The sequence below is a fragment of the Muribaculum sp. genome, from assembly GCF_029051885.1.
Classification (GTDB): domain Bacteria; phylum Bacteroidota; class Bacteroidia; order Bacteroidales; family Muribaculaceae; genus Muribaculum.
The window spans coordinates 1-10,487 of record NZ_JAIDKI010000036.1 but is presented as its reverse complement, the minus strand read 5'-3'; the positions used below and the strand labels follow the sequence as shown (position 1 = coordinate 10,487).

The following is a 10,487-nucleotide window of genomic DNA, read 5'->3' as shown; positions in this document are numbered from 1 at the left end:
CGTATATCTTGGCCGCTTTTCGCCCTGTTCCTCAGTCGTGTACATAAAGTACACTCTTTCGTCACATGTCGAAAATCGTCTCAAGCTATACGACCCTGGCGGCAACATTTATTATTAAACAAGCTCTTACAGCCTGACATCAAACTGTCAGTAATATAACACCGCAATACAGCTTCAGGTTGAGATATGCGCCTAATAGCTTGTTTAATCATAATTAACGGACATAATTTTTCACAGTATCCATACGTTAATAAATCAATACATATCACATCTATGAAACTGCCAATCGCCATAATACTGTCACTGACAACAGCGACTGCTGTCGCCTCACAAGAATCGGACCGGAATATAATCCGCATCTCTACCGAGAATACCGACCTTATACTCGAGACCGGGCCCAACAAACGCCTTTACCAGACGTATCTCGGGCCCAGACTTCTTAATGAAGAAGACCTGAAAAATCTGTCGTGGCACCACTATGCCGGAACCGACGGCGCCGTATCAACCCGTGGCTGGGAGGCGTATTCGGCATCAGGCAACGAGGATTTCTTCGAACCGGCTCTCGGCATTACGCATGCCGACGGCAACATGACCACATATCTCTACTATGTCAGTTCGTCGCAGGAGCCTGTAGACGGAGGCACCCTCACACGCATCAATCTCAAGGATGACAAATATCCTGTAGAGGTAACGCTAAACTATGTGGCATATCCCAAAGAGAACGTAATAAAGACCTGGACCGACATCTCACACCACGAGAAAAAGCCGATTGCCATGTGGCAATATGCGTCGGCAATGCTGTATTTCAACGAACCGGAGTACTGGCTCACTGAATTCAGCAGCGACTGGGCCCGTGAGGGACAGCTGAGCAGCCAGCAGCTACAGGCAGGCAAAAAGGTAATCGACACCAAACTCGGCAGCCGTGCAGCCATGCATGTCGAGCCATTTTTCGAGATAGGACTCAACGGCCCTGTCAAGGAGCATAGCGGCGAGGTGCTAATGGGTACACTCGGATGGACCGGAAACTTCCGCTTTACATTTGAAGTCGACAATGTGGGCTATCTGCGCGTATTGCCAGGGATAAACCCCTATGCATCGACCTACGAGCTTAAAGCCGGAGAAACTTTCACCACTCCCGAATTTATATTCACACTCAGCTATGAAGGCACAGGCCAGGGTAGCCGCAATCTTCACGACTGGGCCCGCAGGTATAGCCTGACGGATGGCGACGGGGAGCGCATGACACTTCTCAACAACTGGGAAAACACCTCATTCAACTTTGACCAGGAGCGCCTGGCCACGCTCATGAAGGAGGCAAAAGACCTGGGAGTGGATATGTTTCTGCTTGATGACGGATGGTTTGGCAACAAATATCCCCGCTCCAACGACCGAGCCGGTCTGGGCGACTGGGAACCGACCAAGGAGAAACTGCCGGGAGGGATAGCCGCACTTGTAAAGTCGGCCGATGAAGCCGGTGTGAAATTCGGTATATGGATAGAGCCTGAAATGGTGAATCCCAAAAGCGAACTCTACGAGAAGCATCCCGACTGGGCTATCGAACTTCCCAACCGTGATACCTACTACTACCGCCATCAGCTCGTACTCGACCTGAGCAATCCAAAAGTGCAGGACTACGTATTCGGTGTGGTCGACAAAATCATGACTGAAAATCCGGAAGTAGCCTATTTCAAATGGGACTGCAACAGCCCTATCACCAACATATTCTCGCCCTATGCCAAAGAGCGCCAGGGGCAGCTCTACATCGACCATGCCAGGGGGCTGTACAACATCCTCAGCCGCGTGAAAGAAAAATACCCTGACCTGCCGATGATGCTCTGCTCAGGCGGTGGCGGCCGATGCGACTACGAAGCATTGAAATATTTCACTGAATTCTGGTGCTCGGACAACACCGACCCCATTGAACGCATATACATACAGTGGGGATTCTCCCAGTTTTTCCCGGCAAAGGCCATGGCATCGCATGTCACCAGCTGGAACCGGAATACCTCTGTAAAGTTCCGCACCGATGTGGCCTCCATGTGCCGCCTCGGATTTGACATAGGCCTCCACGACCTCAGCGCCGACGAACTCAAGTACTGCCGGGAGGCTGTAGCCAACTGGAAGCGGCTTCAGCCGGCTGTGATGGATGGCGACCAGTACCGACTCGTATCGCCGTATGACACAAATCATGCAGCCATAGAGTATGTCGACAAGTCGAAAGATATGGCCGTACTGTTTGCCTATAATCTGTCGCCCCGATTCCAGGAAAAACTTACAGCTGTAAAATTCCGTGGACTCGATCCCGAAAAGAAATATCTCGTGAAAGAGATAAATCTGATGCCCGGCAAAAAATCAGGATTCGCATTCGACGGCAAGACATTCAGCGGCGACTATCTGATGAAAGTAGGCCTGGAGGTATTAACGCGCCGCCACAACTCTTCGGCTGTCGTAGAACTGACCGCCATATGACAGGCGGCACCCGATATACAGCCATATAGTCTGAGAGCATGAATATAATCGAGGCAATGAAGGAGCGTCATTCCGTGCGCAGTTTCGACGGAAAAGGCATCTCCGAAAACGCCATACAGTCACTTAAAGAAGCCGCCGAAAGGTCAACAAGCCCTTTCGGCGGCAATGTGACGGTGAGGCTTGAGAAATTCGATATGAAGGAGGGCTACCGTCCATCCACCTACGGTATGATACGAGGGGCTGAATACTTCTTTCTTATCGGCATGGATGATGACGAGGCATCGGCCCTGACTGCCGGATTTCAGTTTGAGCAGGTGGTGTTGCGGGCATGGCAGCTCGGACTTGGTTGCTGCTGGATTGCAGCCACATTCAAAGGGTCGGACTTCGACCGCGGCAGTCGGTGGCCCGACGGTGAGTCGCTGAAGATAATCTGTCCGGTGGGCGTGGCATCGCGCCCATCGCTGATGGATAAACTGGCGCGCACGGCACTCGGCAGCAAAAAGCGTAAACCGCTTGACAAAATTGCCTTCTGCGGTGATTTCAATCATTCACCGGCTGCTGACAACCGCTACTATGAGGCATTGCAGATGCTCAGGCTCGCACCTTCATCGACCAACTCCCAGCCATGGCGCGCACTTGTCGACGGAGATGACGTACATTTCTACTATCGGCCACAAAGCAGTCTGTCGATTGTAGACTGCGGCATAGGCATATGCCATTTCTATGAGACCGAGAGATTCTATGGGCGTAGCGGAGAATTTCGAAAGGCTGATGACATACCGGCAACACCCGCCGGCTTGAAATACCTCGTGACCTATCGCTCGACCCCAATCGATAAGTAAGTCTTATATTTATCGGTCAGATCAGATACCGGTCTGACCATATCTTTGATAGGCAATACGCGGACTGCCGTCGTCGATGCAATAGATTATGCCACAACGCTTGAAGCCGAGTTTTTCGGAGGCATGTTGCATTATCAGGTTGTCGGCATGGGTGTCAAGTCGGATATTGTCGATTTTTTGCATGCAGAAGTCCACACACATACTTAGAGCTATGATTACTTTATCTACGCTTGAAAAATTTTATCCGCTTGATTATGTGTCCTGCCGAAAGGAGTATCATCAGGAATCCGAGCTTTCCATGCACTCCACCTATCGGCGCATGGGCGAAAGTCGTCAACCAATGCACTAAGGCAATTATACCGGTTATCAATGTAATCAATGACACCCACCAAAGGATACGGGTGAACTGGCTCTTTAACTTGTGAAACTTAGCGAACCAGCCACTATTACCGAAATGCAGAAATATGTGATATGCAGCCATGCCCATAAACAATAATCCAGTTGCAATATGAATCCACACTGATGTCAGGCCATTGCTATGTATGGCTTCAAGCTGTATGCCGGATATAAGTATGGCTATAGTAAGAATAAGCAGGCTCCAGTCACATACCCTGAGTTTCGTAATCTTTTTCATGATACAAATTTAATGATTTTTTTGAACACCGAGAACCGTCAACGCCTCCGGGGATTGGCAACGGATGCGCTGATGCCACCTCTAAGAGAATATTTAAATCTTAACATAAGTCAAATCCAAACATTCTCTGAGACTTATTGCCGTTCCTCCGTGTTCTTTATCGCAGTTGCCTGATATGAACTTTTACGACCGCCCGGCTACTTCCCGCTTGTTTCAGCAGTCCACGGGTCGAGACAGTAATAATCCGACTTCCTGCGTTGTCGGCTCCTCACAAACTCGCCCTGCCGGTACTGGTCAGAGATATTTACTTGCTTCTTTGAGGCTAAGAGGACTCATTTTATCACGGTGTCTTTCTATGAAACCACGTACCCATTCAGGATTGGACTTGGAATAATCCCGAAGACTCCATCCAATCGCCTTATTTATGAAAAACTCTGAACTGCCGAAGTTATTGACAAGAATCTTTTCAAGCAGCTCAACATTCGTGTCGAGTTTACGGCACAACTGATGATCTATTGCGATACGACGGACCCAGAAGTCATCATCTTCAGACCATTTCAACATCAAATCATTTATCCGGCTATCAATGAATGCGATATTGCCGACAATCCTGTCAAGACCGTCTATCGTATCCCACCATTGTTTTGACCGGATAAATCTCTCTATAGCGGTCACATTATCGTATGTCAAGAATTTCTGCATTGCTATGAGATAGTCCATAGCTACATGTTGAAACTCGCGGTATTCATCATTCCAACATGTTTCAAGAAAATCCCAATCAACAACACATAATTTTCTCTCCTTATTGAAAATGGATTTATACACAGCCTTTCTTTTAGGCGTAGGGATACCGTAATACTTGAATTTATCGCGCATGTAGGACGACATCTTCTTTGCGCTATCTTCATCACGCAATAATTCAAAAGCTGCTTTAATTTCTTGAAACTTATCCATACATGTTGTTTTTAGATTGCAAAATTAGCCTTTTCCAGTGAGTTTTCCACGATTAAAACGAACAACACATATCAAACAGACATACCTTTTGGATTTGAGAATTGTGCAACATTGCGCGGTAGAGTTCAAAGTGCAACGGAGGAGGCTCCATTGTCTCTGCTCTTTGATAATGCCCCCGGATTCTGGATACATGGTACCGTATGCAAAATTACGGGTTAAAAATAAGGTTGGCGAAGACATGTATCAGGCTAACTTACGACTTTTAAGATACTTATGAGTAGCACTATTGCATTCGTACGTGGAGGATATTCGTGGAAAAACAGGGATTCTTTCTCCGCTGCGCTGCGAAAGCGCTACGCGATAACGAACCCTCAGGGTTCTCTCCCGTGCTTTCCTACAAAAAACAGCCACAAGTCCAAAGACTTGCGGCTGTTTTTTTGCGGAAAGACAGGGATTCTTTCTCCGCTGCGCTGCGAAAGCGCTACGCGATAACGAACCTTCAGGGTTCTCTCCCGTGCTTTCCTACAAAAAACAGCCACAAGTCTTTGGACTTGCGGCTGTTTTTTGCGGAAAGACAGGGATTCTTTCTCCGCTGCGCTGCGAAAGCGCTACGCGATAACGAACCTTCAGGGTTCTCTCCCGTGCTTTCCTACAAAAAACAGCCACAAGTCTTTGGACTTGCGGCTGTTTTTGCGGAAAGACAGGGATTCGAACCCTGGGTACCCGTAAGGGTACAACGGTTTTCGAGACCGTCCCGATCGACCACTCCGGCATCTTTCCTTATCGGTCGACAGTTATCGACGCTTTTGAGTAATATCCATGAGATTGTGTTCTCTGTCCGGCGCTCCAGACAAGATGTATATCTCAAAAGCGCCACAAAATTACTGTTTTTTTTAATGCCAACCAAATGTTACAGCCTAATTATTTGCCGCAAATGCAAAATTTCATGGACATGGCAATGCTTCGGCGGCATACGCCATTTATAACCAGGAGATTACCGCGTAGTTTTGCAGCGTTCGATGAATTCATCGACAGTATAGTTGATGAATTCGTTGAAGCGCCGGGCCTGACGGACGGCAGGACGCAGTGCCTCGGACAAATCGGGGCGCAGCATAAACTCCTCGGGGAGCGGTTGGGAGCAACAGAAATCCTTAGGACGCACATAATCGATATATTCCCAGTCCTTTGGGAAACCCTTTGGTGCTGTCTTAAGCAGATTGAGACCAATGACTGAATACTGTGCACGGAATTCCGGAGACTCGACAATCGAGCGGTACTCGTCGATTTCGTCGTATATGCTGCGACGTATCTCCCTCACGAGGGACGAGGGAAGACAGACGGTGCCCGCCGCGACAAAGCAGTTGTCGGGCTCGATGTGGAGGTAATAGCCGCATCGCATCGATTTCTTGCCGGCGGGCGGGTTGATGAAGATGCCGATATGGGTCTTATAGGGGGTCTTGTCGGCCGAAAAACGGGTGTCGCGATATATGCGATAGGTGCAGTCGGCGGCAGTAAGCCCTGAAGCCGACGGGTCATCGTCGGCCACAACGGCAATCAACTCTGAGGCAAGGGCCTCCACACGCTTCTTGACTCTCTGATACCATGTCTTGTTGTCGTTGAACCAGTCTCTGTCGTTATGCTCACGCAATGAGCGTAAGAAGTTGAGTATATCTTCCATGCCATTCATGATGTTGTTATCAGGCGAGATTGCGGCGTACGCGGGCAAGATAGTCGGCCATTGCGACTGAGTCGTGGCGTTCGACAATCGACTGGAGTTCAGACAGCTGCTCGCGTATTTTCTCAAGCTGACGTGGAGTGTTGGGATTGAAGAGAATCTCACTGAGCAGGTAGTCGTCCTCGCTCATGAGTCCGTCGGCAATCGATTTGTGGCGCTTGAATGTAGTGCCCGGAGCCGACTGATGCTTCATGCATCCGGCAAATACCAAAGTAGACGCAAAGGGGATTGACAGCGAATAGGCAATCGTCTCGTCGTGCTCGCTGAATGTGTACTCCTCGATGTGGAGATGCAGCTCGTTGTACAGGTCTTTGAAAAACACTTTTCCGAGGTGGTCGCTCTCGCTTATGATGATAGCGTTTTCGTTGCTGAGATTGCTTAGCGAGGCAAAGGTGGGCCCAAACATCGGATGTGTCGACACGAAAGGATGGCTACACCCTGCGTAGAACTCGGGCAGTCCGGTCTTCACGGAAGCTATGTCGCTTAGGATACAGCGCTGCGGCACGTGGGGGAGCACGGCCTTGAAAGCGTCGACGGTATATTTGACGGTGGCGGCATTGATTACCATGTCGGGGGCAAAATCATCGACCTCGTCAAAACTGCTGAAACGACGGCAGTTGAATGTGAAAAGCAGACGCCTGGGGTCGGTGTCGATAATCGCGACCTCATGCTTGCCGGAAAGGACGTCGCAGAAGAACGACCCCATCTTTCCGGCTCCTATTATCAGTATTTTCATTGTGTATATAACTATTGTCGCGACTTCAAATGAAGTCAACCTACTCTATCAACGTGTACGGTCGTTGAATATTTCAATCTGCTGGCGCACCGATTCCTCGTGGATAGCCGACAGGACGTTGCGCATGAATTCGCCCGACATACCCATCTCCTCGGCCAGGCGGGCGCGGCTCTGCATGATTTCGTCGTGGCGACCGATCTGGAGCACGGGCATGCGGTGCTCTTTCTTATACTGGCCGATTTCGCGCGACACGCGCATACGCTTGTTGAGGACTTCAAGGAGCTCGTTGTCGAGTTCGTCAATCTGCTGTCGGAGCAGGGTCAGGCTTTCGGTAGTCACGGTGGCGTCGCGCAATACAAGTGTGTTGAGTATGAAATTGAGTACCTCGGGGGTGACCTGCTGGGCCTTGTCGCTCCAAGCGCAGTCGGGGTCGCAGTGGCTTTCGATTATAAGTCCGTCGAATCCCATATCGAGGGCCTGCTGCGACAGAGGGGCCACCAGTTCGCGCTTTCCACCGATATGGCTGGGGTCGCACACGAGGGTAAGGTTGGGGAAGCGACGGCGCAACTCGATAGGTATGTGCCATTGCGGCATATTGCGGTAGAGATGCTTGCCATAGGCGCTGAATCCGCGGTGGATGGCACCAAGGCGATGTATGCCGGCATTGTACAGACGCTGCAATGCCCCAATCCATAGTTCGAGGTCGGGATTTACCGGATTCTTCACCAGCACGGGGACATCCTTGCCTGCCTCCCGGAGGGCATCGGCAACCTCCTGCATGGCAAAAGGATTGGCCGATGTGCGGGCACCAATCCACAGAATATCGACTCCGGCAGCGAGCGCGTCCTCAACATGCTGGCGTGTAGCTACCTCGGTAGCAGTCAGCATGCCGGTCTCCTCCTTCACCTTGGCGAGCCACGGGAGGCCTTCGCGGCCCACTCCCTCGAAGCCACCCGGCTTGGTACGTGGTTTCCATATGCCGGCGCGGAATATCTTCACTCCGTTGCGGGCAAGTTCGCGTGCTGTCGAAAGCACCTGTTCCTCAGTCTCGGCGCTACATGGGCCGGCGATTATAATGGGGTGCATGCCCCCTTTTTCTTCAGGCAGAATAGATTGTAAGTCAGTCATTTTTATGCTGTTTTATATGTTTCTTCAATACGTTTAAGGGCTTCGGAGAGCTTTTCCTCGGTAGCGCATAGAGATATACGCACATAGCGGTCGCCGCAGGAACCGAATATGAATCCCGGGGTAATGAACACCCTGGACCCGTAGAGCACACGGTCGGCAAGCGTTTCGGACGACGTCTCGCTGTCGGGAATCCGTCCCCACAGGAATAGTCCGCGCTGACGGGGGTCAAACTCACAGCCAAGCGCACTCATAATACGCTCGGCAATGACACGGCGGCGGGCGTATGTGTCGTTGAGTACGGCATACCACTCATCGGGAGCATCGAGCCCTTTGACGGCGGCAAGCATCAGGGGACGGAACTGTCCGGAGTCGATATTGCTCTTGACCTTCAGCACCCACTGTATGAACTGCGGGTTGGAGGCGAGCATGCCTACACGCCATCCGGCCATGTTGTGGCTCTTGCTCATAGAGTTCATCTCAATGGCCACATCCTTGGCGCCATCCACCTGCAACAGACTCAGAGGCTTGTCGTTGAGAATAAAGCTATAGGGGTTGTCGTGGGCAATCACTATGCCGTGGCGGCGTCCGAAGTCGACAATCTTCTCAAACAGTGCCACCGATGCAGGAGTGCCTGTGGGCATGTGGGGGTAATTAATCCACATGAGCTTTATGCGGTCGAGCGGCAGGCGCTCCAAAGCGTCGAAATCGGGCATCCACCCACCCTCTTCGGTGAGGTCGTAGTTGAAAATCTCGGCACCCACAAGCCGGCTCACCGAAGTGTAGGTAGGATAGCCGGGGTTGGGCACAAGCACTCCGTCGCCGGGATTGAGAAATGCGAGCGACACATGCAGTATGCCCTCCTTAGAGCCTATAAGCGGCTGAATTTCAGTGTCGGGATTCAGGCCCACGCCATAATGACGCGAGTAGAAGCGGCTCATAGCCCGGCGCAGCTCGGGTATGCCGACATAGGGCTGGTAGCTGTGTGCACCCGACTTGTGAGCCTCCTCGCAAAGAGTGTCGATCACCTCGGCCGACGGCATACGGTCGGGGCCGCCTATGCCAAGCGAAATTATGTCGCGCCCCTCGGCATTGAGGCGGGCCACTTCGCGCAGCTTGCGCGAGAAGTAGTATTCCTGTATTTCCGACACACGGTCGGCGGGTTGTATATCTTTCATTGTCAGGGGAAATTATGCGGTATTGTATAGGATTTTTCCGAGGATTCAGACCTCGTTTTTGCAGGCTGTATATTCGCCGAGAATACGCAGGTCGTTGGTAAGCGGACGGACGGCGTCGACGGCCTGGCGATAGCGCGAATAGCTGTCAAACTCCAGGTCGATATAGAAGCGGTATTCCCACTCGCGGCCAAGGATAGGCATCGACTGGATTTTGGTGAGGTTAATGTCGTAGAACGACAGTATGGTCAACACCTTAGACAGTGCACCTTTGTCGTGGGGCAGCGTGAACACTACCGACGACTTGTCGATAAACCTCTCGGACGGGCGCTCCTCGCCGGCAATCAGGGGGTCGGCCAATATGAGAAATCGGGTGAAATTGCGCTTGTTTGTCTCGATGCTACGCTCGAGTATGTTGAGTCCGTAAAGATTGGCTGCATACTCTCCACATACCGCCGCATGGCCCGTAAGGCCTTTTTCGGCAATCTCCTTGGCGCTGCCTGCGGTGTCGAATGTCTCGATCATCTTCATGTTGGGATGACGCAACAGGAACTGCTCGCACTGCAACAGTGCCATCGGATGGGAGTTGACCTCGGTGAGCTCGTCGATACTCTGTCCGGGGAGAGCGGCAAGAGTGTGGGATATGCGCATCTTGTATTCACCGACAATCTGCATGTTGGATGCACGCAGCAACTCGTGGTTCTGAAGCAGAGAGCCGGCGATGGTGTTTTCGATAGCCATTATGCCGAGCAGCGAAGCATCAGCGGCGAGAGTGTCGAACATCTCCTGGAAGCTGTCGCACTGGATAGTGTCTATC

The 10,487-nt window shown here is 51.2% G+C and carries 10 protein-coding genes and 1 tRNA gene; 2 read left to right on the top strand and 9 right to left on the bottom strand.

The window, feature by feature from the left end; genetic code table 11:
- Positions 1 to 273 precede the first annotated feature (273 nt).
- A complete protein-coding gene (locus K2I50_RS01620; protein WP_301024506.1) occupies positions 274 to 2,469 on the top strand; it encodes an alpha-galactosidase in 2,196 nt (731 codons plus the stop codon).
- Positions 2,470 to 2,507: 38 nt separating this feature from the next.
- Positions 2,508 to 3,311, top strand: coding sequence for a nitroreductase family protein (locus tag K2I50_RS01615; protein ID WP_301024505.1), 804 nt, complete (start codon positions 2,508 to 2,510; stop codon positions 3,309 to 3,311).
- Positions 3,312 to 3,332: 21 nt separating this feature from the next.
- Here the strand turns inward: K2I50_RS01615 and K2I50_RS01610 are convergent, their stop codons facing one another.
- The 9 genes from K2I50_RS01610 to K2I50_RS01570 form a co-directional block, all read right to left on the bottom strand.
- A complete protein-coding gene (locus K2I50_RS01610) occupies positions 3,333 to 3,494 on the bottom strand; it encodes a GNAT family N-acetyltransferase (RefSeq protein ID WP_301024504.1) in 162 nt (53 codons plus the stop codon).
- Between the two features lie 37 nt (positions 3,495 to 3,531).
- Positions 3,532 to 3,945, bottom strand: coding sequence for a hypothetical protein (locus tag K2I50_RS01605; RefSeq protein WP_301024503.1), 414 nt, complete (start codon positions 3,943 to 3,945; stop codon positions 3,532 to 3,534).
- Positions 3,946 to 4,239: 294 nt separating this feature from the next.
- Positions 4,240 to 4,899 (bottom strand): DNA alkylation repair protein, encoded by a 660-nt coding sequence (locus K2I50_RS01600; RefSeq protein ID WP_301024502.1) that lies wholly within the window; start codon positions 4,897 to 4,899, stop codon positions 4,240 to 4,242.
- 693 nt (positions 4,900 to 5,592) lie between these two features.
- A tRNA-Ser gene (locus tag K2I50_RS01595) sits at positions 5,593 to 5,679 on the bottom strand.
- Positions 5,680 to 5,893: 214 nt separating this feature from the next.
- Entirely contained in the window at positions 5,894 to 6,577 is a 684-nt protein-coding gene (locus tag K2I50_RS01590; protein WP_301024501.1) for a DUF2461 domain-containing protein, read from the bottom strand.
- Between the two features lie 19 nt (positions 6,578 to 6,596).
- Complete coding sequence (locus K2I50_RS01585) at positions 6,597 to 7,370, bottom strand: prephenate dehydrogenase/arogenate dehydrogenase family protein (protein WP_301024500.1); 774 nt, start codon at positions 7,368 to 7,370, stop codon at positions 6,597 to 6,599.
- A 48-nt stretch (positions 7,371 to 7,418) separates the two neighbouring features.
- Positions 7,419 to 8,498: a bifunctional 3-deoxy-7-phosphoheptulonate synthase/chorismate mutase type II gene (locus K2I50_RS01580; protein WP_301024499.1), complete on the bottom strand. Its 1,080-nt coding sequence runs from the start codon at positions 8,496 to 8,498 to the stop codon at positions 7,419 to 7,421.
- Between the two features lie 2 nt (positions 8,499 to 8,500).
- Positions 8,501 to 9,673 carry a pyridoxal phosphate-dependent aminotransferase gene (locus K2I50_RS01575; protein ID WP_301024498.1) on the bottom strand — a complete coding sequence of 391 codons (1,173 nt, stop codon included), beginning with the start codon at positions 9,671 to 9,673 and terminating at the stop codon, positions 8,501 to 8,503.
- A gap of 45 nt (positions 9,674 to 9,718) precedes the next feature.
- The coding region (locus K2I50_RS01570) for a prephenate dehydratase (protein ID WP_301024497.1) at positions 9,719 to 10,487 on the bottom strand (769 nt) is incomplete at its 5' end.

Coding starts and splice junctions, on each gene's coding strand:
- K2I50_RS01590 (WP_301024501.1), bottom strand. CDS start 6,577: ATGGAAGATATACTCAACTTCTTACGCTCATTGCGTGAGCATAACGAC.
- K2I50_RS01575 (WP_301024498.1), bottom strand. CDS start 9,673: ATGAAAGATATACAACCCGCCGACCGTGTGTCGGAAATACAGGAATAC.
- K2I50_RS01610 (WP_301024504.1), bottom strand. CDS start 3,494: ATGCAAAAAATCGACAATATCCGACTTGACACCCATGCCGACAACCTG.
- K2I50_RS01580 (WP_301024499.1), bottom strand. CDS start 8,498: ATGACTGACTTACAATCTATTCTGCCTGAAGAAAAAGGGGGCATGCAC.
- K2I50_RS01615 (WP_301024505.1), top strand. CDS start 2,508: ATGAATATAATCGAGGCAATGAAGGAGCGTCATTCCGTGCGCAGTTTC.
- K2I50_RS01585 (WP_301024500.1), bottom strand. CDS start 7,370: ATGAAAATACTGATAATAGGAGCCGGAAAGATGGGGTCGTTCTTCTGC.
- K2I50_RS01600 (WP_301024502.1), bottom strand. CDS start 4,899: ATGGATAAGTTTCAAGAAATTAAAGCAGCTTTTGAATTATTGCGTGAT.
- K2I50_RS01620 (WP_301024506.1), top strand. CDS start 274: ATGAAACTGCCAATCGCCATAATACTGTCACTGACAACAGCGACTGCT.
- K2I50_RS01605 (WP_301024503.1), bottom strand. CDS start 3,945: ATGAAAAAGATTACGAAACTCAGGGTATGTGACTGGAGCCTGCTTATT.